At 69.6% G+C, this 22,621-nt stretch carries 19 protein-coding genes and 1 tRNA gene; 8 read left to right on the plus strand and 12 right to left on the minus strand.

Features of this window, described 5'->3' with window-relative positions; all coding sequences use genetic code 11:
- Window positions 1–5: 5 nt before the first annotated feature.
- Together EDD92_RS13185 and EDD92_RS13190 are read left to right on the plus strand one after the other, a co-directional pair.
- A complete protein-coding gene (locus tag EDD92_RS13185) occupies window positions 6–884 on the plus strand; it encodes an ABC transporter ATP-binding protein (RefSeq protein ID WP_123964486.1) in 879 nt (292 codons plus the stop codon).
- Window positions 881–1,597, plus strand: a complete 717-nt coding sequence (locus tag EDD92_RS13190; RefSeq protein ID WP_123964487.1) for an ABC transporter ATP-binding protein — start codon at window positions 881–883, stop codon at window positions 1,595–1,597. The genes EDD92_RS13185 and EDD92_RS13190 overlap by 4 nt, the downstream gene beginning before the upstream one ends.
- An 81-nt stretch (window positions 1,598–1,678) precedes the next feature.
- Here EDD92_RS13190 and EDD92_RS13195 read toward each other — a convergent pair whose 3' ends face one another.
- Window positions 1,679–2,335 (minus strand): ANTAR domain-containing response regulator, encoded by a 657-nt coding sequence (locus EDD92_RS13195; RefSeq protein ID WP_123964488.1) that lies wholly within the window; start codon window positions 2,333–2,335, stop codon window positions 1,679–1,681.
- 102 nt (window positions 2,336–2,437) lie between these two features.
- Between EDD92_RS13195 and EDD92_RS13200 the strand changes: the two genes are divergently transcribed.
- Window positions 2,438–2,510, plus strand: a tRNA-Leu gene (locus tag EDD92_RS13200).
- A 106-nt stretch (window positions 2,511–2,616) separates the two neighbouring features.
- A complete protein-coding gene (locus EDD92_RS13205; RefSeq protein ID WP_123964489.1) occupies window positions 2,617–3,375 on the plus strand; it encodes a helix-turn-helix domain containing protein in 759 nt (252 codons plus the stop codon).
- 8 nt (window positions 3,376–3,383) lie between these two features.
- Here the strand turns inward: EDD92_RS13205 and pyk are convergent, their stop codons facing one another.
- Window positions 3,384–4,820 carry a pyruvate kinase gene (pyk, locus tag EDD92_RS13210; RefSeq protein WP_123964490.1) on the minus strand — a complete coding sequence of 479 codons (1,437 nt, stop codon included), beginning with the start codon at window positions 4,818–4,820 and terminating at the stop codon, window positions 3,384–3,386.
- A 143-nt stretch (window positions 4,821–4,963) separates the two neighbouring features.
- The gene (locus EDD92_RS13215) at window positions 4,964–5,683 is read right to left on the minus strand and encodes an SIMPL domain-containing protein (protein ID WP_123964491.1); all 720 of its coding nucleotides are present in this window, start codon (window positions 5,681–5,683) and stop codon (window positions 4,964–4,966) included.
- A 150-nt stretch (window positions 5,684–5,833) separates the two neighbouring features.
- Between EDD92_RS13215 and EDD92_RS13220 the strand changes: the two genes are divergently transcribed.
- Complete coding sequence (locus EDD92_RS13220) at window positions 5,834–7,648, plus strand: bifunctional UDP-sugar hydrolase/5'-nucleotidase (RefSeq protein ID WP_123964492.1); 1,815 nt, start codon at window positions 5,834–5,836, stop codon at window positions 7,646–7,648.
- A gap of 218 nt (window positions 7,649–7,866) precedes the next feature.
- On the opposite strand, the gene EDD92_RS13230 is transcribed toward EDD92_RS13220, so the two are convergent.
- The 6 genes from EDD92_RS13230 to EDD92_RS13260 all read right to left on the minus strand — a co-directional run bounded on the left by EDD92_RS13230 (window position 7,867) and on the right by EDD92_RS13260 (window position 15,765).
- On the minus strand, window positions 7,867–9,309 hold the full coding sequence (locus EDD92_RS13230; protein ID WP_123964493.1) for a lysine N(6)-hydroxylase/L-ornithine N(5)-oxygenase family protein: 1,443 nt from the start codon (window positions 9,307–9,309) through the stop codon (window positions 7,867–7,869).
- A 280-nt stretch (window positions 9,310–9,589) separates the two neighbouring features.
- A complete protein-coding gene (locus EDD92_RS13235; RefSeq protein WP_123964494.1) occupies window positions 9,590–11,014 on the minus strand; it encodes an aminotransferase class V-fold PLP-dependent enzyme in 1,425 nt (474 codons plus the stop codon).
- Window positions 11,015–11,269: 255 nt separating this feature from the next.
- Complete coding sequence (pepN, locus tag EDD92_RS13245) at window positions 11,270–13,765, minus strand: aminopeptidase N (RefSeq protein ID WP_123964496.1); 2,496 nt, start codon at window positions 13,763–13,765, stop codon at window positions 11,270–11,272.
- A gap of 56 nt (window positions 13,766–13,821) precedes the next feature.
- Complete coding sequence (locus tag EDD92_RS13250) at window positions 13,822–14,373, minus strand: two-component system response regulator (RefSeq protein WP_123964497.1); 552 nt, start codon at window positions 14,371–14,373, stop codon at window positions 13,822–13,824.
- Window positions 14,374–14,512: 139 nt separating this feature from the next.
- Window positions 14,513–14,863 carry a chorismate mutase gene (locus EDD92_RS13255; RefSeq protein WP_099928096.1) on the minus strand — a complete coding sequence of 117 codons (351 nt, stop codon included), beginning with the start codon at window positions 14,861–14,863 and terminating at the stop codon, window positions 14,513–14,515.
- Between the two features lie 11 nt (window positions 14,864–14,874).
- Window positions 14,875–15,765, minus strand: a complete 891-nt coding sequence (locus tag EDD92_RS13260; protein ID WP_123964498.1) for an AraC family transcriptional regulator — start codon at window positions 15,763–15,765, stop codon at window positions 14,875–14,877.
- 139 nt (window positions 15,766–15,904) lie between these two features.
- Here EDD92_RS13260 and EDD92_RS13265 point away from each other — a divergent pair, with 139 nt between their 5' ends.
- A complete protein-coding gene (locus EDD92_RS13265) occupies window positions 15,905–17,653 on the plus strand; it encodes a beta-galactosidase family protein (protein WP_123964499.1) in 1,749 nt (582 codons plus the stop codon).
- 184 nt (window positions 17,654–17,837) lie between these two features.
- Window positions 17,838–18,719 (plus strand): hypothetical protein, encoded by an 882-nt coding sequence (locus EDD92_RS13270; protein ID WP_123964500.1) that lies wholly within the window; start codon window positions 17,838–17,840, stop codon window positions 18,717–18,719.
- 76 nt (window positions 18,720–18,795) lie between these two features.
- Here the strand turns inward: EDD92_RS13270 and EDD92_RS13275 are convergent, their stop codons facing one another.
- Window positions 18,796–20,241 (minus strand): MFS transporter, encoded by a 1,446-nt coding sequence (locus tag EDD92_RS13275; RefSeq protein ID WP_260326523.1) that lies wholly within the window; start codon window positions 20,239–20,241, stop codon window positions 18,796–18,798.
- A 133-nt stretch (window positions 20,242–20,374) separates the two neighbouring features.
- On the opposite strand from EDD92_RS13275, the gene EDD92_RS13280 reads away from it, so the two are divergent.
- Window positions 20,375–20,899 carry a MarR family winged helix-turn-helix transcriptional regulator gene (locus EDD92_RS13280; RefSeq protein WP_123964501.1) on the plus strand — a complete coding sequence of 175 codons (525 nt, stop codon included), beginning with the start codon at window positions 20,375–20,377 and terminating at the stop codon, window positions 20,897–20,899.
- A gap of 6 nt (window positions 20,900–20,905) precedes the next feature.
- Here the strand turns inward: EDD92_RS13280 and EDD92_RS13285 are convergent, their stop codons facing one another.
- Window positions 20,906–21,811, minus strand: a complete 906-nt coding sequence (locus EDD92_RS13285; protein WP_123964502.1) for an SDR family oxidoreductase — start codon at window positions 21,809–21,811, stop codon at window positions 20,906–20,908.
- Entirely contained in the window at window positions 21,808–22,605 is a 798-nt protein-coding gene (locus EDD92_RS13290) for an SDR family oxidoreductase (protein ID WP_260326524.1), read from the minus strand. The genes EDD92_RS13285 and EDD92_RS13290 overlap by 4 nt, the downstream gene beginning before the upstream one ends.
- Between the last annotated feature and the right edge of the window lie 16 nt (window positions 22,606–22,621).

A 22,621-nucleotide genomic window follows, 5' to 3' on the forward strand; every position in this document is an offset into this window, starting at 1 on the left:
CCGCGATGACCACCAACACCACCACCGGCACCCCCGTACTCGAAGCCGCCGGAGTCACCATGCGCTTCGGCGGACTCACCGCCGTACGCAACGTCGACTTCACCGTCAACACCGGCGAAATCGTCGGCCTCATCGGCCCCAACGGCGCCGGCAAAACAACCTTCTTCAACTGCCTCACCGGCCTCTACATACCCACCGAGGGCACCGTCCGCTACAAGGGCAACGTCCTCCCCGCCAAGCCCCACCTGGTCACCAAGGCCGGCATGGCCCGCACCTTCCAGAACATCCGGCTCTTCGCCAACATGACCGTCCTGGAAAACGTCCTCGTAGGCCGCCACACCCGCACCAAAGAAGGCCTCTGGTCGGCCCTCCTGCGCGGCCCCGGCTTCAAGAAGGCAGAAAAAGCCAGCGAGGAACGGGCCCTGGAACTCCTGGAGTTCATCGGCCTGGAGCACAAACGCGACCACCTGGCACGCAACCTCCCCTACGGCGAACAACGCAAGCTCGAAATCGCCCGCGCGCTGGCGTCAGAACCCGGCCTGCTCCTCCTCGACGAGCCCACGGCGGGCATGAACCCCCAGGAAACGCGGGCAACCGAGGAACTGGTCTTCGCCATCCGCGACAAGGGCATCTCCGTCCTCGTCATCGAGCACGACATGCGCTTCATCTTCAACCTGTGCGACCGCGTCGCCGTCCTCGTCCAAGGCGAAAAACTCGTCGAAGGCACCTCCGAAGTCGTCCAGGCCGACGAACGCGTCATCGCCGCCTACCTCGGCGAACCCTTCGAAGGCGACCCCGGAGAGGCGGAAGCCGCCGAAATCGCCGCCGCCGAAGCCGGACCCGCGGACAGCACCACCAGCACCACCAAGGGAGAAGCCCAGTGACCGCACTGCTCGAGGTCGAAGACCTCAGGGTCGCCTACGGCAAGATCGAAGCCGTCAAGGGCATCTCCTTCAAGGTCGAAGCAGGCCAGGTCGTCACCCTCATCGGCACCAACGGCGCCGGCAAGACCACCACCCTGCGCACCCTCTCCGGCCTCCTCAAGCCCAGCCACGGAAAGATCACCTTCGAGGGGAAACCCCTCTCCGGCATCCCCGCCCACAAGATCGTCGCGCTGGGCCTCGCCCACTCCCCTGAGGGCCGGCACATCTTCCCGCGGCTCACCATCGAGGAAAACCTCCAGCTGGGCGCCTTCCTGAGAAAGGACAAGGAAGGCATCCAAAAGGACATACAGAGGGCCTACGACCTCTTCCCGATCCTCGGAGAACGCCGCAAGCAGGCCGCAGGCACCCTGTCGGGCGGCGAGCAGCAGATGCTGGCAATGGGCCGCGCGCTCATGTCCCAGCCCAAGCTCCTCATGCTCGACGAGCCCTCCATGGGCCTCTCCCCGATCATGATGCAGAAGATCATGTCGACGATCGTGGAACTCAAGGCACAGGGCACGACGATCCTCCTCGTCGAACAGAACGCCCAGGCAGCCCTCTCACTCGCCGACCAGGGACACGTCATGGAGGTCGGCAACATCGTCCTCTCCGGCACCGGCGAGGACCTCCTGCACGACGAATCCGTACGCAAGGCATACCTCGGCGAGGACTGAGGCTGACCCTCTTGGCCGTACGACGAGGCCCGCGCCCCTGGATCAGGGACGCGGGCCTCGGTCTGTCTTGGGTGGCGGGGATCAGCCCTTCGCGGCCTTCTTCTCATCCGCGTCCTGAATGACCGCCTCCGCCACCTGCTGCATCGACATCCGACGGTCCATCGACGTCTTCTGAATCCACCGGAACGCAGCCGGCTCCGTCAGCCCGTACTCCGTCTGGAGGATGGACTTCGCCCGGTCGACGAGCTTGCGGGTCTCCAGGCGGAGGGTGAGGTCGGCGACCTCCTTCTCCAGCTCCTTGAGCTCGGTGAACCGGGAAACGGCCATCTCGATCGCGGGCACGACATCACTCTTGCTGAACGGCTTCACCAGGTACGCCATCGCACCGGCATCACGAGCCCGCTCCACGAGGTCGCGCTGCGAGAAGGCAGTAAGCATCAGCACGGGGGCAATGCCCTCCTCGGCGATCTTCTCGGCCGCCGAGATGCCGTCCAGCTTGGGCATCTTCACGTCGAGGATCACAAGGTCCGGCTGGTGCTCACGGGCGAGCTCGATGGCCTGCTCGCCGTCACCGGCCTCGCCGACGACGCTGTAGCCCTCCTCCTCCAGCATCTCTTTGAGGTCGAGCCGGATCAGGGCCTCGTCCTCGGCGATGACGACACGGGTCGTCAGCGGAGGCACGTGCGACTTGTCGTCGTCGGGCGCGTCTACGGGCTGGGGCGACTCGGGGGCGGTCACGGGGGCTCCTTGTTCACGGCCGGGGTACTGCTGACAAGAGCCTACCTAGCTGCGGTAAGGTGGGAACACGGCGGGTGACCGCCAACCTTTGTTTTACAGGAAGCCTCGGTAGTCCAGCGGAAGAGACACGGTGCTCAAACCACCGACAGCGTGGGTTCGAATCCCACCCGGGGCACTTTTCCTTCGATTCGAAGGTCGCCACTGAAAAGCGGATGTCCACGTTCTCGTGAACATCCGCTTTTTGCTGCGCGTCGTCGCGATCACTCTCGCAGGGTGATCACATGTACGACATCAGCACGCGCAAGCTGGCGCTGGCATTAGTCACCCAAGGGCGCAGCCTGAACTCCGTAAGCAAGGAGACGGGTATCTCCCGCGCAGCGATCCGCTCGTGGCAGGACCGTCTTGAACCCCTACCTCGCATGGCGCCTCCGGATCCCGAACCACCCGCCGACGAAGTCGCGCACGCCTACCTGTTGGGCCTCTATCTCGGCGAGGGTTGCATCAGCGCCCACCCACGCGGCACGGGTCACTACCTCAGGATCGCGTGCGCTGACGCGTGGCCCGGCCTCCTCCAAGAGTGCCGCGAGGCCATCCTGAAAGTGGTCCCGGGCGTCGGCGTTTACACGCTCCAGAGGCAGGGCTGCGCAGCGGTGACGAGCTACTCCCGGCAGTGGCCCCACCTCTTTCCACAGCATGGCCCCGGAAAGAAGCACGAGCGCACCATCGCTCTCCAGCCCTGGCAACAGGAAATCGTCGACGCCCAGCCCTGGGAATTCATCCGCGGCCTCATCCACTCCGACGGCTGTCGCATCACCAACTGGACCACCCGACTGGTACGCGGTGAGCGCAAGCGCTACGAATACCCCCGGTACTTCTTCACCAATGTCTCCGTCGACATCCGCCGGCTCTACACCGACACCCTCGACAAACTCGGCATCGCGTGGACCCAATGCATGCGCAACGGGATCCCGTTCAACATCTCTGTAGCCAAGAAGGCCTCCGTCGCCCTCCTCGACGCCCACGTGGGCCCCAAGTACTAACCCAGCCCCTACTTGGGACTGTCGTCCTCCCCAATGTGATGCACCCGCACCATGTTCGTCGACCCCGACACCCCCGGAGGCGACCCCGCCGTAATCACCACGACGTCACCCTTCTCGCAGCGGCCGTACTTCAACAGCAGCTCGTCCACTTGGTCGACCATCGCATCCGTAGAGTCCACATGCGGCCCAAGGAACGTCTCCGCCCCCCACGTCAGACTCAGCTGCGACCGCGTCGCCGGCTCCGGTGTGAAAGCCAGCAGCGGGATCGGCGACCGGTAGCGGGACAGCCGTCGGGCCGTGTCTCCCGACTGGGTGAAGGCGACCAGGAACTTGGCGCCCAGGAAGTCGCCCATTTCCGCCGCCGCCCGGGCGACCGCGCCGCCCTGGGTGCGGGGCTTGTTCCGTTCCGTCAGCGGCGGGAGGCCCTTCGCGAGGATGTCCTCCTCCGCTGCCTCGACGATCTTGGCCATCGTACGGACCGTCTCGATGGGGTACTTGCCGACGCTCGTCTCGCCGGAGAGCATCACCGCGTCCGTGCCGTCGATCACAGCGTTGGCGACATCCGACGCCTCCGCCCTCGTCGGGCGCGAGTTGTCGATCATCGAGTCGAGCATCTGGGTCGCCACAATCACCGGCTTGGCGTTGCGCTTTGCCAGTTTGATGGCGCGCTTCTGGACGATCGGGACCTGTTCCAGGGGCATTTCGACGCCGAGATCGCCCCGCGCGACCATGATGCCGTCGAAGGCGGCCACGATGTCGTCGATCGCGTCGACCGCCTGGGGTTTCTCCACCTTGGCGATGACGGGCAGCCGACGTGCTTCCTCGTCCATGATGCGGTGGACGTCTTCGATGTCGCGGCCGCTGCGGACGAAGGACAGTGCGATGACGTCGAAGCCGGTCCGCAGGGCCCAGCGCAGGTCCGCTTCGTCCTTGTCGGAGAGGGCGGGGACCGAGACCGCGACGCCCGGGAGGTTCAGGCCCTTGTGGTCGGAGACCATGCCGCCTTCGATGACCCTGGTGTGGACACGGGGGCCGTCGACCGACGTGACTTCGAGGCAGACCTTGCCGTCGTCGACGAGGATGCGTTCGCCGGGGGTGACGTCGGTGGCGAGGCCGGGGTATGTGGTGCCGCAGGTGTGGCCGTCGCCTTGGGCGCCTTCCTCCACGGTGATAGTGAAGGTGTCGCCGCGTTCAAGGAGTACGGGGCCTTCGGTGAAGTGGCCGAGTCGGATCTTCGGGCCTTGAAGGTCGGCGAGGATTCCGACGCTGCGGCCGGTTTCGTCGGCGGACTTTCGTACGTGCTGGTAGCGCTCCTCGTGTTCGGCGTGGGTGCCGTGGCTGAGGTTGAATCGGGCGACGTCCATTCCGGCTTCGACCAGGGCTTTGATCTGGTCGTACGAGTCGGTGGCGGGGCCCAGAGTGCAGACGATCTTTGCTCGGCGCATGGTTTTGAGCCTAGGCCTTACCGGTGGGTAGAGAATTGGGCGTGCGTGACTACTCAACAACCTTTGGATGAAGGGGCGTTGACAAGTATTGAATTGTGCAGACGCATGCTCCGATGAGCATTCGAACGGCTTGGGGTGTGGTTTCAGAGCTGTGGTGGGGCCATGGTGAATCGGGCGTTGACGGCGGCGTATACGCGTTGCCGTTCGGGTTCGAGGTCGAGTGCTGCGGCGGTGTCTTCGGGGGCTGCGGCGCCGTAGGCCATGGAGCGCATGCGGGTGCCGGGGGCCGGGGGGTAGGGCTGTGCGTCCTCTGCTCCGATGTCGGCGAGTTCCACCAGCGCGGCCAGTGTGGTGCCGAGGGCCTCTGCGTATTCCCTCGCTCGTTGGACGGCTTCCCTCACCGCTTGCTGTCGGGCTTTCCGGTACGCCGGTGAATCGGGGCGCAGGGCCCACCATGGGCCGTCGACTCGTGTGAGTTCCAGGTCGGCGAGGCGGGTGGTGAGTTCGCCGAGGGCGGTGAAGTCGGTGAGTTCGGCGGTGATGTGGACGCGTCCGTGGTAGGCGTGGATGCGTTCGCCGCGGCCTTTGTCCTTGAGTTCGGGGCTGATGGAGAAGGCGCCGGTTTCCAGGTGTTCGACGGCCTCCCCGTATGTCTTGATCAGGTCGAGGGTTGTGGTGTTGCGGCGGGTGAGGTCGTCGAGGGCGGTGCGGCGGTCTTTGCCGCGGGCGGCGACGGTGATGCCGATGCGGGCGATTTCGGGGTCGACTTCGAGACGGGCTTCGCCGCGGACGGCGATGCGGGGGGCGTCGGGGGTGCCGTAGGGGACGGCGGGGTGGGTGGCGTCTGTGGGTGGGGTGGTCATGCGTCCCACTCTGTCAGTTGTTGGCCGGTTACGGCGTCCGGTGGGCGGGGGTTGGGTCATCAGATCGCAACCTGGAAGGCCTGTTGCTGCTTGCCATGCCCGGGTCAGAATCTACGCGCGTTGTTGACCATTCGCTGAGGAGATCCTGACATGCCCTTGAACCCTCTGAACCGCCGGAAGTTCCTGCAGAAGTCCGCCGCGACCGGAGCGGGGGTGGCGGTGGCGAGCGCCGTCGCGGCTCCGGCGGCGCAGGCGGCCGAGGTCACGGCGGCGAAGAGGCCCGCCAAGCGGTACGCGCTGACCGTCATGGGCACCACCGACCTGCACGGGCACGTCTTCAACTGGGACTACTTCAAGGACGCGGACTACTCGGACAAGGCGGGCAACGCGCAGGGCCTGGCCCGGATCTCGACGCTGGTGAACCAGCTGCGTGAGGAGAAGGGGCGGTGCAACACGCTGCTCCTGGACGCGGGCGACACGATCCAGGGCACTCCGCTGACGTACTACTACGCGAAGGTCGATCCGATCACCGCCGAGGGCGGTCCGGTGCATCCGATGGCGCAGGCGATGAACGCGATCGGGTACGACGCGGCGGCGCTGGGCAACCACGAGTTCAACTACGGCATCGAGACGCTGCGGAGGTTCGAGCAGCAGTGCCGTTTCCCGCTGCTGGGTGCGAACGCGGTGGATGCGAAGACGCAGAGGCCCGCGTTCCCGCCGTACTTCATCAAGAAGTTCCACGTGCCGGGCCTGCCGCCGGTCAGGGTCGCGGTGCTCGGGCTGACGAACCCGGGTATCGCGATCTGGGACAAGGCGTATGTGCAGGGGAAGTTGGAGTTCCCCGGCCTTGAGGAGCAGGCGGCGAAGTGGGTGCCGAAGCTGAAGTCGATGGGTGCGGATGTCGTCATCGTCTCCGCGCACAGTGGCTCCTCGGGCACTTCTTCGTACGGTGACCAGCTGCCGTACGTGGAGAACTCGGCGGCGCTGGTGGCGCAGCAGGTGGCGGACATCGACGCGATCCTGGTCGGTCACGCGCATGTGGAGATCCCGGAGTTGAAGGTCACCAACGCCAAGACGGGGAAGACGGTGGTGTTGTCGGAGCCGTTGGCGTATGCGGAGCGGCTGTCGGTCTTCGATGTCGAGCTGGTTTTCGCGAGGGGCCGCTGGGCGGTGGAGTCGGTGTCGTCGAAGGTGCTGAACTCCAACTCGGTCGCCGACGATCCGAAGATCACCAAACTGCTGTCGGACGAGCATGCGAAGGTGGTGGAGTACGTCAACCAGGTGGTCGGTACGGCGACCGGGACGCTGACGACGGTCGAGGCGCGCTACAAGGATGTCCCGATCATCGATCTGATCACCAGGGTCCAGGAGGATGTGGTCAAGGCGGCTCTGGCGGGCACCTCGTATGCCTCGCTGCCGGTGGTCGCGCAGGCCTCGCCGTTCTCGCGGACCTCGGAGATCCCGGTCGGCAAGGTGACGATCCGGGATCTCTCCAGCCTGTACGTGTACGACAACACGCTGGTTGCGAAGCTGATGACGGGGGCGCAGCTGCGGGCGTACCTGGAGTACTCGGCGGAGTACTTCGTGCAGACGGCGGCGGACGCCACCGTCGACGTGGAGAAGCTGACGAATGCGAACGGCCGCCCGGACTACAACTACGACTACGTGTCGGGGCTGTCGTACGACATCGACATCGCCCAGGCGGCCGGGTCGCGGATCAAGAACCTCACTTACAACGGGGCCGCGCTGGATGACGCGCAGCAGTTCGTGTTCGCGGTGAACAACTACCGTGCCAACGGTGGTGGCGCGTTCCCGCATGTGGCCTCGGCGACGGAGCTGTGGTCGGAGTCGACGGAGATCCGTACGCGGATCGCGGAGTGGGTGACGGCGAAGGGTGTGCTGGACCCGAAGGAGTTCGCGTCGGTGGACTGGCGGCTGACGCGGGGTGGTGTGCCGGTTTTCTAGAGCGTCTGGAGCTTGAGCAGTGACAGGTCCACGGCGTCGGCGATGGCTTTTGCGCCGGCGTCGTGGACGTGGAGGCCGTCGCCGGCGTTGTACTCGGGGCGGATCCGGTCCGGTTGGGCGGGGTCGGCGACGGCGGCGGCGATGCCGATGACGGCGTCGAAAGGGGTGGTCGGTGCCGAGGAGCCAGGCCGCCGGAGTTCTTCCTGCCTCTTTGTGGCTCATTGCCTGTCGTCGACGAGGGGGGTGAGGACGGGTGCCTGGCGGGCGCGCGGGATGTGCGGGTGCTGTTGCTGGTCGAGTCCGAAGGTGGTGAAGGCGGTTCGGGTGGGGAGGGGGTAAGTCTCCTTGCCGGTGAGGGAGTTGAGGATGGTGGCGGAGCGCCAGGCGGCGAGGCCGAGGTCGGGGGTGCCGACTCCGTGGGTGTGGCGTTCGGCGTTCTGTACGTAGATGTGGCAGTTGGAGGCGCTGATGGAGGGGTCGAGGGCGAGGCGGAAGTGTTCGTCGATGCGGGGGCGGTCGCGGCTGTCGCGGCGCAGGTAGGGGTCGAGGCCGGCGAGGAGGCGGTCGAGGGGGCGTTCGCGGTAGCCGGTGGCGAGGATGACGGCGTCGGTGGTGAGGCGGGAGCGGGTGTCCTGCTGGGTGTGTTCGAGGTGGAGTTCGACTTTGGTGGTGGCGAGGCGGCCTGCGGTGCGGACGCGGACGCCGGGGGTGAGGACGACGTCGGGCCAGCCGCCGTTCAGGGTGCGGTTGTAGAGCTCGTCGTGGATGGCGGCGATGGTGTCGGTGTCGATGCCTTTGTGGAGTTGCCACTGGCTGGTGACGAGGCGGTCGCGGACGGTTTCGGGGAGGGCGTGGAAGTAGCGGGTGTAGTCGGGGGTGAAGTGTTCGAGGCCGAGTTTGGAGTACTCCATGGGGGCGAAGGCCTCGGTGCGGCCGAGCCAGTGGAGTTTTTCGCGGCCGGTGGGGCGGGCGCGGAGCAGGTCGAGGAAGATTTCGGCGCCTGATTGTCCTGATCCGATGACGGTGATGTGGTCGGCGGTGAGGATCGTGTCGCGGTGGGCGAGGTAGTCGGCGGAGTGGACGACGGGTACGCCGGGGGCTTCGACGAGGGTTTTGAGGGGCTCGGGGATGTGGGGTTCGGTGCCGATGCCGAGGGCGATGTTGCGGGTGTGGGTGCGGCCGAGGGCTTCGGCTTCTCCGTCGGGGCCGAGTTGGGTGTAGTCGACTTCGAAGACGTCGCGTTCGGGGTTCCAGCGGACGGCGTCGATCTGGTGGCCGAAGTGGAGTCCGGGGAGGCCCGCTGCGACCCAGCGGCAGTAGGTGTCGTACTCGGCGCGCTGGATGTGGAAGCGCTCGGCGAAGTAGAAGGGGAAGAGGCGGTCGCGGGATTTGAGGTGGTTGAGGAAGGTCCAGGGGCTGGTGGGGTCGGCGAGGGTCACCAGGTCGGCGAGGAAGGGGACTTGGATGCGGGCGCCGTCGATGAGGAGGCCGGGGTGCCAGGCGAAGGAGGGGCGCTGGTCGTAGAAGGCGGCGTCGAGTTCGGCGAGGGGGTGGGCGAGGGCGGCGAGGGAGAGGTTGAAGGGCCCGATGCCGATGCCGACGAGGTCGCGGGGTGCGTCGGGCTCGTGGTGTGGGGGGTGTGGGTGCGGGGGCGTGCTCATCGGGTGGTTCCTTCCACGGGTCTTCGGCGGAGTCTTCGGTGAGTTCTTCGACTTCGCGGGCGGGTTCGTCTCGGGGCGGGTGCCTCGCGGTCGAGTCCCTCGCGGGCGGGTTCGTCTCAGGCGGGTTCGTCTCAGGCGAGCCCCTCTCGGGCGGATCCCTCTCGGGCAGGTTCGTCTCAGGCGGCTCCGTCTCGAGCGAGCCCCTCTCGGGCTGGTCCCGCATGGGCTGGTCGGTCTCAGGCGGGCCCCTCTCGGGCGGGTCCGTCGCGGGCGGCTTCGCTCAGGCGGGTTCGTCGGCCGCCTTCTCGACGAGAGTGAGGAGGGTGGCGAGGTCGTCGGGGCGGGTGTGGGGGTTGAGCAGGGTGGCTTTGAGCCAGAGACGGCCGTCGAGGTGGGCGCGGCCGAGGACGGCGCGGCCCTGGTGGAGGAGTTTTCGGCGTACGGCGGCGACGGCGTCGTCGGTGGTGTGCGCGGGCCGGAACAGGACCGTGCTGATGGTGGGGCGGTCGTAGAGCTCGAAGCCCGGGTGGTCGTGGACGAGGGCGGCGAACTCCTGTGCCCGGTCGCAGACTTGGTCGACGAGTGCGCCGAGGCCGGTGCGGCCGAGGGTTTTGAGGGTGACGGCGATCTTGAAGATGTCGGGGCGGCGGGTGGTGCGCAGGGAGCGGCCGAGGAGGTCGGGGAGGCCGGCTTCGGTGTCGTCGTCGGCGTTGAGGTAGTCGGCGTGCTGGTTCAGGGCGGTGAGGTCGTGGGGGTCGCGTACGGCGAGGAGGCCGGCTGCGACCGGCTGCCAGCCGAGTTTGTGCAGGTCGAGGGTGATGGTGTGGGCGTATTCGAGTCCGGTGAGTTTTTTCCGGTGGCGGTCGCTGAGGAGGAGGCCTCCGCCGTAGGCGGCGTCGATGTGCAGGCGGGCGTGGTGGGCGGTGCACAGGGCGGCGATCTCGGGGAGGGGGTCGATGAGTCCGGCGTCGGTGGTGCCGGCGGTGGCGGCGACGAGGTGGGGGCCGGGGAGGGTGGTGAGGGCCTGGTTGAGGGCGGCGGGGTCGAGGGTGCCCGTGGGGGCGGGGATGGTCACGGGGTCGGGCAGGCCGAGGAGCCAGGCGGCGCGGGGCAGTGAGTGGTGGGCGCCGGCGCCGCAGATCAGGCGGAGGCCGGGGCCGTGTGTCTCGCGGGCGAGGAGGAGGGCGAGTTGGTTGGATTCGGTGCCGCCGGTGGTGATCAGGGCGTCGGGCTGGGCTTTGTCGCCGTGGTGTGGTGATGGCCGGTGCGGGCCTGCGGGGGTGGCGGGTCCTGCGTAGACCTCGGCGGCGAGGGCGCGGGTGACGAGGGTCTCCAGCTCGGATGCCGCCGGGGCCTGGTCCCAGGAGTCGAGGGAGGGGTTGAGGACGCTTGCGGCGAGGTCGGCGGCGGTGGCGAGGGCGAGGGGCGGGCAGTGCAGGTGGGCGGCGCACAGTGGGTCGGCAGGGTCGGCGGCGCCTTCGGCGAGGGCGTACACGAGGGTGCGCAGGGCGTCGGGGTCGCCGTGCTTGGGCAGTACGTCGCCGAGGGCGGCCCGTAGGCGTGCGGCGACGGCGGCGGGTCCGCCGGCGGGCAGGGGTCCTCCGCGTGCGTGTGCGCCCTCGTCGAGTGCTTGGAGCACGGTGTCGAGCAACGGCCGTAGGGCGTGGGGGCCTTGGGGGCCGGAGGCGAGGCTCGGTGTGCTCATGGGGTTCCTCCCGGGCACGCGGCAGAGGGAGTTCCAGCTTGTCGGTGGATGCGTGCGCGTGCCCGGGAGGTTCAACGATCGGAACCCGAAAGGGTGGCCCTGCGGGTCCCTGCGGGGCTTGGGCCGGGGGTGCGTTGGTGGCGGTGGTGGTGCCGCAGCCTGGGGGCTGCCGCCCCCAGACCCCCGCTTCGGCCCTTAAGGGGCCTCGTCCTCAGACTCCCCCAGAGGGGGCACCCCCAGACGGGCTGAAGGTGCCTACGCCTCCCTCACTCGCAACGCCCGTGCGAGGTCGTCGAGTTCGTCGGCCAGGGTGCGGCGCAGGGCGGGGATCGGGTCGGCGGTGTTGAGGCACTCCTCGCCGAGGTGCAGGTTCTCGGTGTCGACGGCGTGGGCGGGGAAGGCCCAGCGGCCGACGGCGGTGGCGATGGCGGGGCCGCGGCGGGCGGCGACGGTGACGGCGTCCTCGTAGTAGCGGGGTACGTACTCGCGTACCAGGTCGGCCTGTTCGGGCTGCCAGAAGCCGCGGGCGGTGGCGGTGAAGAGGTAGTTGGACAGGTCGGTGCGGTCGTCTCCGCCGAACATTGCCTGCCAGGCCCTGGCCTTGGCCTCGGCGTCGGGCAGGGCGGCGCGGCAGCGGGCGGCGCCTTCCTGGCCGGTCGCGGAGGGGTCGCGGTCGAGTTCGGCGGCGATGGCCTGCTCGTCGGTGGCGCCGAGGACGGCGAGGCGGGCGAGGACGCGCCAGCGCAGTTCGGGGTCGAGTTCGGGGCCGCCGGGGACGGTGCCGTCGGCGAGCCAGGCGGCGATGGTGTCGGGGTGGGCGGCGACGTCGATGAGGTGGCGTACGGCGATCAGGCGCAGGCCGGGGTTGTCGCCGTCCTCGGTGCGGCGGATGAGGTCGCGGCACAGGGAGGTGAGGGTGGTCAGGGCTGCCGGGCGCTGTTCTGGGGTGAGGTAGCGGTCGGCGACCTTGGTGGTGGCGAAGGCGAGGACGCCCTGGACGAGGGCGAGGTCGGTTTCGTGCGGGAGGTGGGTGCGGGCGGTGTCGAGGTAGGCGGTCGGCGGGAGCTGGCCGTCGCGGACGGCGTCGCGCAGGGCGTTCCAGACGACGGCGCGGGTGAGGGGGTCGGGCAGGCCGGAGAGGCTGGTGCGGACGGCTTCGAAGGATTCGGGGTCGAAGCGGATCTTGGCGTAGGTGAGGTCGCCGTCGTTGAGGAGGAGCAGGGCGGGGCGTTTGCCGACGGGCTCGGGTGTGGTGTGCGGGATGTCGAGGTCGAGGCGGTCGCGCAGGATGAGGTGGCGGCCCTCGTCGGCGACGTCCGGGTCGTAGAGGCCGACGGCGATGCGGTGCGGGCGGCTGCCGGTGTGCTCGACGGTGAGGGTGCAGGTGCCGTCGTCGCCGGGGGTCACCACGGGGGTGAGGGTGTCGACGCCGGTGGTGCGCAGCCAGGCGTCGGCCCAGGCGTGGACGTCGCGTTCGGTGGCGGAGGCGAGGGAGTCGATGAAGTCGGCGAGGGAGGCGTTGGCGAAGCGGTGGCGGGCGAAGTGGGTGTTGATGCCGGCGAGGAAGTCCTTCTCGCCGAGCCAGGCGACGAGTTGGCGTAGTGCGGAGGCGCCCTTGGCGTAGGAGATGCCGTCGAAGTTGAGGAGGGCGGAGGCCGTGTCGTTGACGTTTTCGGGGGCTACGGGGTGGGTGGACGGGCGTTGGTCGGCGTCGTAGCCCCAGGCCTTGCGGGCGACTCCGAAGTCGGTCCAGGTGTCGGTGAATCGGGTCGCTTCGGTGAGGGTCTGGTAGCCCATGTACTCGGCGAAGGACTCGTTCAGCCAGATGTCGTCCCACCAGCGGAGGGTGACGAGGTCGCCGAACCACATGTGGGCCATTTCGTGGGCGATGACCATGGCGCGGGTCTGGCGCTCGGTGTCGGTGACGGCGGATCGGTAGACGAACTCGTCTCGGAAGGTGACCAGTCCGGGGTTCTCCATCGCGCCGGCGTTGAACTCGGGGACGAACGCCTGGTCGTAGGAGTCGAAGGGGTACGGTTCCTCGAACTTCTCGTGGTAGCGGTCGTAGCACTGCTTGGTGATCTCGAGGAGTTCCTCGGCGTCCGCGTCCAGATACGGCGCGAGGGAGCGGCGGCAGTGCAGGCCGAAGGGCAGGTCGCGGTGTTCGGTGCGCACGGAGTGCCAGGGGCCGGCGGCGACGGCGACGAGGTAGGTGGAGATCAGGGGGGTGGTGGCTGCCTGCCAGCGGCCCTGGCCGAGGTGTTCGGTCATGCCGTTGGCGAGGACGCTCCAGCCTTCGGGGGCCTTCACGGTCAGGTCGAAGACGGCCTTGAGGTCGGGCTGGTCGAAGGCGGCGAAGACGCGCTGGACGTCCTCCATGAACAGCTGGGTGTAGAGGTAGGTCTCGCCGTCGGTGGGGTCGGTGAAGCGGTGCATGCCCTCGCCGGTGCGGGAGTAGCGCATGCTCGCGTCGAGGTGCAGTTCGTGCTCGCCGGCGGTGAGGTTGTTCAGGGGAAGGCGGTTGCCGTCGAGGGTTTCCGGGTCGAGGGGCTGTCCGTCGAGGGTGGCGGTGCGCAGTTGGTCGGGCTTGAGCTCGACGAAGGTGTCCGCGTCCGTGCGCGCGGTGAAGCGGATGACGGTGCGGGAGTCGAAGGTCTCGTCGCCGGTGGTCAGATCGAGGTCGATCGTGTAGCGGTGGACGTCGAGGAGCTTGGCACGGGTCTGCGCTTCGTCGCGCGTCAGAACGGACATGCAGGTAATGCTGCCCGATGGCGCTGACAAGGCACAGGGGCGGACCGGTACGCGGCCTATGTCCGCTCCTCTTCGAGCTCCCCGTTGTGCGCCTGGCCGATGCGCTGGGTGGGGAGGCGGGCGTCGGGGTGGGGCAGAGCGGCCGGGCGGTGGGCGTCGTCGTCGGCGTCGGTGTGGTCCTTGACGAGGGCGCGCAGTTCGCGGACCTCCTGCTCCAGGGCGAGGTGGCGGCGGTGGGCGTCGTAGAGGTAGCGGACCTTGGTCCGCAGCGACCAGGGGTCTATGGGTTTCATGACGAGGTCGGCGACGCCGAGGGCGAAGGCGGTGGAGGTCAGTAACTGGTCGAGGCCGAAGCCGGTGAGGAGGATGACCGGGATGTGCTGGGTCTGTTCCACGCGGCGCATGTAGCGGACCACGTCCAGGCCGCTGACGCCGGGCATGCGGACGTCGAGCAGGAGGAGGCCGACCTGTCCGCGGAGGACCTGCTTGAGGGCCTCGTCGCCGTTGGTGGCGCGGCCCAGCTGATAGCCCAGCGGGGCCAGGGCGCTCTCCAGGGCGTACAGGGTGTCCTCGTGGTCGTCCACGATGAGGATCTTGGCTTCCGGCATGGCCCGTCGTCCCTCCCGCGAGACAACCAGCTTATGTCCGAGGTACTGACGGGCCGTGGCCGTCAGCTGACAAGGAGTGCACAGCGCAGCATGCCCCGTGCGGGCCCTTCTGTCACGTCCTCTGCGGCATCCACCGAGGTCAATTCGCCGTTTTTGCAGAGCCGTTCACGGCGTCGTCCGCGATGCGTTCGTGGTGGCGGATCACTTCGGCGATGATGAAATTCAGGAACTTCTCAGCGAAGGCCGGGTCCAGTTTGGCGCTTTCGGCGAGGGCGCGCAGGCGCTCGATCTGGCGGGCCTCGCGAGCCGGGTCGGCGGGCGGCAGTCTGTGTGCGGCCTTGAGGTGGCCGACCTGCTGGGTTGCCTTGAAGCGTTCGGCGAGCATGTGGATGACGGCTGCGTCGATGTTGTCGATGCTGTCGCGCAGCCGGGCAAGTTCCTCGCGGACGGCGGGGTCGACATCGCGGGTGCCGGTGTTGCTGGTGGTCATGGGCGCCCAGCCTACGTGGCGTGCGTGGGTTCGATCATCGGTGGATCGTCGGGGTCGGGGATGCGGTTGCTCCAGCCGCCGGGGACGGCGCGGTACTCCTGGGCGCGGAAGCGGACGGGCGGCATGCCGACGCGTCGGGTGAACAGGCGGGAGAAGTAGGCGGGATCGTCGTAGCCGACGCGGCGGGCGACGGCGGCGACGGGGAGTTCGGTGGCGGCGAGGAGTTCCTTGGCGCGGCCGAGGCGGATGCCGAGCAGGTAGTCCTTGGGGCTGCAGCCGGCGCCGCGGCGTACGGCGGTGCGCAGTTCGGCGGGGGTCATGCCGTGCCGGGCGGCGTGGTCGGCGACGGACAGGGGCAGGCAGGCGTCGCGGGCGAGGGCCTTGAGGACGAGGTCGCCGTCGGGGGCGAGGTCGGCTCGGGCGCGGCGCAGGGCGACGAGGAGTTCGTGGACGGCGGCGCCGGTCTCCACCTCCAGGAGGGGGTTGCCGCGGCGGGCGGCGCGGGCGATGCGGCCGATGACGGCGCGCGGGCCGGTGGCGTCGGAGAGGGGGACGACGGGGCGGCCGGGTTCGATGTAACCGAGTTCGGTGTACGTGGTGGCGGCGGGCCCGGTGAAGACGGTGAACCCCTCGTCCCAGCCGGTGTCGGGGTCGGGTCCGTAGTGGTGCGGTATGCCGGGGGTGAGCCACAGCAGGGCGGGTGCGGTGACGGTGGTGCGGCGGCCGTCGGGGTGCCGGTACCAGCCGCTGCCGGTGCTGATGACGACGGCGACGTGGTGGTCGAGGGTGCGGGGGCCGACGGTGGGCAGGGCGCCGTACTGCAGGCCGACGCCGAGGCAGACCAGGCCGAGGCGGTGGTGGACCGGTCCGGGCGTGAAGAACCGCATCCAGGTGTGGTACATCGCGTGCGCTCCTCCCGGCGTCGTTCGGACCGGTGCCCGGGACCTGATCGGGCCGTCGTCCGGCGGTCGTGTTTTCGTCCAAGCAGCGCTGATCTTTGTCCATGGACGGTGATCGATGCCAGGGGTGAGGCTGGGGTGCATGAGTGAGTTCACGGTGGGCGAGGCGGACTTCCTGCTGGACGGGCGGCCGGTGCGGCTGCTGTCCGGTGCGCTGCACTACTTCCGGGTGCACGAGGAGCACTGGGGGCACCGGCTGGCGATGCTGCGGGCGATGGGCCTGAACTGCGTGGAGACGTATGTGCCGTGGAACCTGCACGAGCCGCGGCCGGGGCGCTTCGAGGACGTGCAGGCGCTGGGCCGTTTCCTGGACGCGGCCCGGCGGGCGGGGCTGTGGGCGATCGTGCGGCCGGGGCCGTACATCTGCGCCGAGTGGGAGAACGGCGGGCTGCCGCACTGGCTGACGGGCGAGCTGGGCACGCGCGCGCGTACCCGTGACGAGCGGTTCCTGGAACACCTGGAGCGCTGGTTCGGTGTGCTGCTGCCCCGGATCGTGGAGCGGCAGATCGACCGCGGCGGCCCGGTGATCTTGGTGCAGGTGGAGAACGAGTACGGCAGTTACGGCTCGGACGCCGCGTATCTGCGCCGTCTGGCCGACGTGCTGCTGGATGCGGGTGTCACGGTGCCGCTGGTCACCTCGGACGGCCCGGAGGACCACATGCTCAGCAGCGGCTGCATCCCCGGTGTGCTCGCCACGGTGAACTTCGGCTCGCACGCGCGCGAGGGGTTCGAGACGCTGCGCCGGCACCGTCCCGAAGGGCCGCTGATGTGCATGGAGTTCTGGTGCGGCTGGTTCGACCACTGGGGCGGCGAGCACATCACCCGTGGCGCCGACGACGCCGCGGCCGCCCTGCGGGAGGTCCTGGAGTGCGGGGCCTCGGTCAACCTGTACATGGCGCACGGCGGGACCAGCTTCGCCGGCTGGGCGGGCGCCAACAGGGGCGGCGGCGCGCTGCACGAGGGGCCGCTGGAGCCGGATGTGACGTCGTACGACTACGACGCACCGATCGACGAGTTCGGCCGTCCGACGGAGAAGTTCTGGCGGCTGCGTGAGGTCCTCGCGGAGTACGCCGACGGGCCGCTGCCCGAACTGCCGCCCGCGCCTGCACGGTTGGGGGCGCCGGCCGAGGTGCGCCTGGACGGGTGGGCGCCGCTGGGCGCCGTACTGGAGGCGCGGGGAGGCCCGGAGACCTCGGCTCCGGTGCCGCCGACCTTCGAGGAACTGGACGTGGACCGGGGGCTCGTACGGTACGCGGTGACGGTGCCCGGGCCGCGGCAGCCCTATCCGCTGACCGCGCGCGGTCTGCGGGATCTGGCCGTGGTGTACGTCGACGGTGAGCGGGCCGGGGTTCTCGCCGAGGGCGACGAGCAGCTGAAGGAGCCCGTCGCCGGGCACGCGCGCGTGGAGCTGTGGGTGGAGTCCCTGGGACGCGTCAACTACGGGCCGCGCAGCGGTGAGCCCAAGGGGATCACCGGGGGTCTGCTGCACGAGCGGCAGTATGTGCACGGGGTACGCGCGCGTGGGCTGCGTCTGGATGCGCTGGACGACATCGGGGGCGTCCCCTTCCAGCCGCTTGCCGAAGATGGTGCGCCGGGGCTGTACCGGGGCACCGTCACGGTGCGGGGCGCCGGGGACGCTCGGCTGGAACTGCCGGGCTGGACCCGTGGATTCGCCTGGGTCAACGGGTTCAACCTGGGCCGCTACTGGTCGGCGGGCCCCCAGCGCTCCCTGTACGTGCCCGGGCCGGTGCTGTGCGAGGGCGACAACGAGGTGTGGCTGCTGGAGTTCGAGGAGGCGTCAGCGGGGGGTGCGCTCCTGCAGGCCCTCTAGAGAGCGGCGGCGATCTTCAGGGGGCCGGGCCGGCGGCGCGGGCGGAGCGGCCCACAGCATGAAGATCAAGGGGCCTGCATGACGAGGCCGGGGGTCATGCACGCGCGCTGGAACCCGGCCAGGGAGTTTCCGCCCACCTCCCCGTAGAGTGGAATCGGGTTCAGGGCGTCTTGGGGGTTCAGGCGTGGCGAACGGCGGACCGGTCGAGCACGGCTACCCACACCTGGAGACGGTGCGGGCCGCCATCACCGCGCTCTACAAACGGTTGTCGTACGACACCATCCAGACCTTCTCCAGCAGCGTCCTGCCCGCCGATGTGGCCTTCTGCGACACCGACGACCTCTATCTGGGCGCGCAGCGGGTGGCCCGCGAGCTGGTGCGCCACTACCGGCTGCCGGACGCCCGGCTGATCGTCAGCTTCCGGGAGATGCAGCACGCGGCGAACGTCGAACTCGCCGCGGGCCCCGAGTACTTCGTCGAGCTGAACGACCGCTTCCGCACCCACCGCCGCGACATCGGCGCCGCCCTGGCCCACGAGATCATGCACGTGTATCTGCACCGCCTGGACCTGTCCTTCCCCGGCACCCGCGACAACGAGATCCTCACGGACACGGCGACGACCTACCTGGGCGCGGGCTGGCTGCTGCTGGACGCCTACCGGGAGGACTCGGCCTCCTCCCAGAAACTCGGCTATCTGACCCCCGAGGAGTTCGGCTACGTCCTGGCGAAACGCGCACTGGTCTTCCACGAGGACCCGTCGATCTGGTTCACCAGCCCCCAGGCCTACGAGGCGTACACCAGGGGTATGGCACAGGCCCGCCACGACGAGCAGCAGCCTCCGCTGACGGCCGCCGGCTGGGCGGGCCGCCGCCGCTACGCCCGTGACCGCCGCCACGCCCCCGGGCCCCAGCCCGGTGTGCCCTACACCTTCACCCCCGACGGCGGCGGCCGCCTGCGTGTCTCGTTCCCCTGCCCGACCTGCCACCAGAAGATCCGGGTGCCGGTACGGGGGCGCGTCCGCGCGCGGTGTGCGCTGTGCCGGACGGTGCTGGAATGTGACACCTAGGGGTGCTGCTCCAGGCGGTGCAGTGAGGTCTGGGGGCTCCGCCCCCAGACCCCGTTCGGCCTGAACGGCCTCGTCCTCAAACGCCGGACAGGCTTGGATTTCCTGCCCGGCGTGGGAGCGCGGCGCACAGGGCCGAGCATGCCACGAACACCGCGGTCACCCAGGGCATTGCCGCCGTCAGTGCGTCCGTCAGACCGTTGCCTGCGTGGTTGAAGAAGACCGTGCCGACCGTGGCCGCCCCCAGCGCGCCGCCGAACTGCTGCGCCGTGGAGAAGATCCCGGACGCCCCGCCCGCCAGCTCAGCAGGCACCGCGGACAGCACCACGTTCACCAGCGGTACCACCAGGAAGCCCAGCCCCGCCCCCGCGATCACCAGCCCGGGCACGAGCGGCCAGGCGCCGGTGTGCGCGGCGGACGCTCCGGTGACCGCCGCCCACACCCAGCAGACACCGGCCGCCATCATCAGCGCACCGGCCCCGAGCACCAGGCGCCCGAACCGCATCGCGAGTGCGTCGGCGGCAGGTGCCGTAAGGAAGCTGCCGACCGAGAAGGCCACGCTCACCACTCCGGCCTGCATCGGCGTGTACCGCTCGCTCCCCTGCAGCCAGAGGGCGAAGACCAGGAAGAACCCCTGCATGCCGACCGAGAACAGCAGCTGCACCAGCACGCCCACCGAGAACGCGGGCAGCCGGAAGGCCCGCGCCGGCAGCAGCGGCACCGTCCCCGCACCACGTCGGCGTGCCTCGAACACCCCGAGCCCTGCGACGGCGCAGACACCCGCGGCGAGGCAGACCCAGCCCCACACCGGCCATCCGTTCTCGCGGCCCTGCACCAGCGGCAGCACGATCGCCACCAGTCCGGCCGCCAGCACCGCGCTCCCGAGCAGATCCGGCCGTCGGGCCGACCGCTCCTTCGTGGACGGCACCAGCACCAGCCCGGCGACCAGCGTGCCCACCGCGACCGGCACGTTCACCAGGAACACCGAGCGCCAGCCCCAGCCGAACAGATCGGCATCGGTCAGCAGGCCGCCGAGCAGCAGCCCCACCGCCGAGGCGAACCCGGCGACGGCCCCGTACATCCCGAATGCGGCGCCGCGCTCCTTGCCCGCGAACAGTGTGCGGAACGAGCCGAGCACCTGCGGTATCAGCACCGCCGCCAGCACGCCCTGCACGGCTCGCGCCGCGATGAGCTGTCCGGGCGTCTGGGCGAGGCCGCAGCCGAGGCTCGCCAGGCCGAAGCCCGCGGTGCCGGCGAGGAACAGTCCGCGGCGCCCGAAGCGGTCCCCGAGGTGCCCGGAGACGATCAGTGTGGCGGCGAAGCCCAGCAGATAGGCGGAGACCAGCCACTGCAGGTCGCTCTGCGAGGCGTGGAGGTCACGGCCGATGGACGGGATCGCCACGTTCACGATCGTCACGTCCAGCAGGTCCATCAGCGCCGCGATCATCATCACGGCGGCGGCGGCCCAGCGGCGCGGATACGGATCCGCCTCGGCGGGCGGGGACATGGCGAGGGTGGTGGTCATGGCGTCTCCCGTTGGGTCCGGATGTCGTCGAGTCCAGATTTATTTCGTTCGGACGAACGAAAGACTTGCACCGACACTGCCGTGATCGCAAGTACTTAGTTCGACCGAACGAAATATTTGCTACGCTGACGCCATGAACGGCAGCGAGACGGGATCCGAACGGCCCCTGGTGCCGAACCTCGAGGCGGCCGTCCCCATGGACGACAAGCGGCGGGCCGAGACGCTGCTGCGGCTGTTCGCCGTGGGCCGGGAGAACAGTGGGGCCACCGTGATGTTCCATTCCGCGGTGTCCGCCAGGCAGGGCCTGATCCCGAGCGAGGAGAAGGCCCTCGACCTCCTGGAGCGGCACGGCCCGCTCACCGCGAAGGACCTCGCCGAGCGCACCGGCCTGGCTCCCGCATCCGTCACCGGCCTGGTCGACCGCCTCGAAGCCAAGGAATTCGTACGCCGGGTCAAGCATCCGACGGACAAGCGGCGGGTGCTCGTCGAGCTGAACCGGGAGAAGATCGCCCCTCTCTTCGCGTTCTTCGAGGAGTGGGCGCGCGACATCGCAGCGGCGTGCGAGGAGTTCAGCACGGACGAGCTGGACACCGTGATCCGCTTCCTGCAGGTGATGACGGAGGAGCAGCGCAAGGCCGCCGCCCGTCTCACCGGCTGAGCGCGCTCAGGCCCCGTACACCGCGCCCGGCTCCGCCGCCTCCGCCAGCAGCTTCAGCGCCGCCTCGCCGGCCTCGCCGGGATTCCAGCGCGCACCCTTGTCGGCGCTCGGACCCGGCCGCCAGCCCTCCATGACCGTGATCCGGCCGCCCTCCGCCTCGAACACGCGCCCGCTCACACCGGCGCTCGCTTCGGAGCCGAGCCAGACGACGAGCGGGGAGACGTTCTCGGGGGCCATCGCGTCGAAGCCGTCGGCGGGCGCCGTCATCGTCTCGGCGAAGGTGCGTTCCGTCATCCGTGTGCGGGCGGCGGGCGCGACGGCGTTGACCTGGACGCCGTAGCGGCGCAGTTCGGCCGCCGCGACCAGCGTCAGGCCGACGATGCCGGCCTTCGCGGCGCTGTAGTTGCCCTGCCCGACCGACCCCAACAGCCCGGCACCGCTGCTGGTGTTGACGATGCGGGCCACCGGCATGCGGCCCGCCTTGGCCTCGGCCCGCCAGTGCGCGGCGGCGTGCTTCAGCGGCAGGAAGTGGCCCTTGAGGTGGACGCGCAGGACGGCGTCCCAGTCGTCCTCGTCGAGGTTGACGAGCATCCGGTCGCGCAGGAAGCCGGCGTTGTTGACGAGAGTGTCGAGCCGGCCGTACGTCTCCAGGGCCGTCGCGATCAGGGAGGCCGCTCCTTCGGTGGTGGCGATGTCGCCGCCGTGGGCGATCGCCTGGCCGCCCGCCGCCCGGATCTCCTCCGCCACCCGCCCGGCGGGACTGCCGGGGTCCGGCGCCCCGTCCAGGCCGACCCCCAGGTCGTTGACGACCAGCCGGGCGCCCTCCGCCGCGTACGCGCGCGCGTGCGCTCGCCCCAGTCCGCGGCCGGCGCCGGTGACGACCACGACCCGCCCGTCGCAGATTCCGCTCATCTCACGTCTCCGCCCATCTCACGTGTCCGGCCATCTCGCTTGTCTTTGTTGGCAGTTGCCGCCTCCAAGAACGCCGGCCGCTCCCCTCCCCCGTGCACCAGCAGGCTCGCCCCGCTGATGTAGGCGGCCGCGTCGGAGGCCAGGAACACCGCGGCCGCGCCCACGTCGGCGGGTGTGGCCAGGCGGCCGAGCGGCACCGTGCGGGCGACCGCCTCGATGCCGTCCTCGCCGCCGTAGTGGAGGTGGGCCAGCTCGGTGCGGACCATGCCGACGACGAGGGTGTTGACGCGCACCTCGGGCGCCCACTCCACGGCCATCGATCGGGCGAGGCTCTCCAGGCCCGCCTTGGCCGCCCCGTAGGCTGCCGAACCCGGTGAGGGGCGGCTGCCACTGACGCTGCCGATCATCACGACGGCGCCCTGCGCCCGCCTGAGGTGTTCGTACGCGGCGAGGGAGGCCGTCAGCGGCGCGAGGAGGTTCAGCTCCAGTACGCGCGCGTGCCGCTCGGCTTCCGCGTCGGCCAGCAGGCGGTAGGGCCCGCCGCCCGCGTTGTTGACCAGGACGTCGAGCCGGGGGAGTCCGGCGAAGAAGGTACGTACGGCGGGTGGATCGCGCAGGTCGAGGGGCGCGAACTCGACGCCCTCGACCGGAACTTCGGGGGGGCGGCGCGCACAGGCGACGACCTCGGCACCGGCCTCGGCGAAGGCCTGCGCGATCCCGGCCCCGACGCCGCGGGTGCCGCCGGTGACGACGACGGTCCTGCCGCTCAGCTGCGGCCGGCGCAACTTATCCACAGGCCTTCCCGCTCCG

This window comes from Streptomyces sp. TLI_185 (assembly GCF_003814765.1).
Lineage (GTDB): Bacteria > Actinomycetota > Actinomycetes > Streptomycetales > Streptomycetaceae > Streptomyces.

What these genes read in the sequence shown, in the direction of transcription:
- EDD92_RS13260 (WP_123964498.1), bottom strand. Translation starts at nt 15,765, where the DNA reads ATGTACCACACCTGGATGCGGTTCTTCACGCCCGGACCGGTCCACCAC.
- EDD92_RS13235 (WP_123964494.1), bottom strand. Translation starts at nt 11,014, where the DNA reads ATGAGCACACCGAGCCTCGCCTCCGGCCCCCAAGGCCCCCACGCCCTA.
- EDD92_RS13215 (WP_123964491.1), bottom strand. Translation starts at nt 5,683, where the DNA reads ATGACCACCCCACCCACAGACGCCACCCACCCCGCCGTCCCCTACGGC.
- EDD92_RS13255 (WP_099928096.1), bottom strand. Translation starts at nt 14,863, where the DNA reads ATGACCACCAGCAACACCGGCACCCGCGATGTCGACCCCGCCGTCCGC.
- EDD92_RS13250 (WP_123964497.1), bottom strand. Translation starts at nt 14,373, where the DNA reads ATGCCGGAAGCCAAGATCCTCATCGTGGACGACCACGAGGACACCCTG.
- EDD92_RS13265 (WP_123964499.1), top strand. Translation starts at nt 15,905, where the DNA reads ATGAGTGAGTTCACGGTGGGCGAGGCGGACTTCCTGCTGGACGGGCGG.
- pepN (WP_123964496.1), bottom strand. Translation starts at nt 13,765, where the DNA reads ATGTCCGTTCTGACGCGCGACGAAGCGCAGACCCGTGCCAAGCTCCTC.
- pyk (WP_123964490.1), bottom strand. Translation starts at nt 4,820, where the DNA reads ATGCGCCGAGCAAAGATCGTCTGCACTCTGGGCCCCGCCACCGACTCG.
- EDD92_RS13220 (WP_123964492.1), top strand. Translation starts at nt 5,834, where the DNA reads ATGCCCTTGAACCCTCTGAACCGCCGGAAGTTCCTGCAGAAGTCCGCC.
- EDD92_RS13205 (WP_123964489.1), top strand. Translation starts at nt 2,617, where the DNA reads ATGTACGACATCAGCACGCGCAAGCTGGCGCTGGCATTAGTCACCCAA.
- EDD92_RS13275 (WP_260326523.1), bottom strand. Translation starts at nt 20,241, where the DNA reads ATGACCACCACCCTCGCCATGTCCCCGCCCGCCGAGGCGGATCCGTAT.
- EDD92_RS13280 (WP_123964501.1), top strand. Translation starts at nt 20,375, where the DNA reads ATGAACGGCAGCGAGACGGGATCCGAACGGCCCCTGGTGCCGAACCTC.
- EDD92_RS13185 (WP_123964486.1), top strand. Translation starts at nt 6, where the DNA reads ATGACCACCAACACCACCACCGGCACCCCCGTACTCGAAGCCGCCGGA.
- EDD92_RS13230 (WP_123964493.1), bottom strand. Translation starts at nt 9,309, where the DNA reads ATGAGCACGCCCCCGCACCCACACCCCCCACACCACGAGCCCGACGCA.
- EDD92_RS13285 (WP_123964502.1), bottom strand. Translation starts at nt 21,811, where the DNA reads ATGAGCGGAATCTGCGACGGGCGGGTCGTGGTCGTCACCGGCGCCGGC.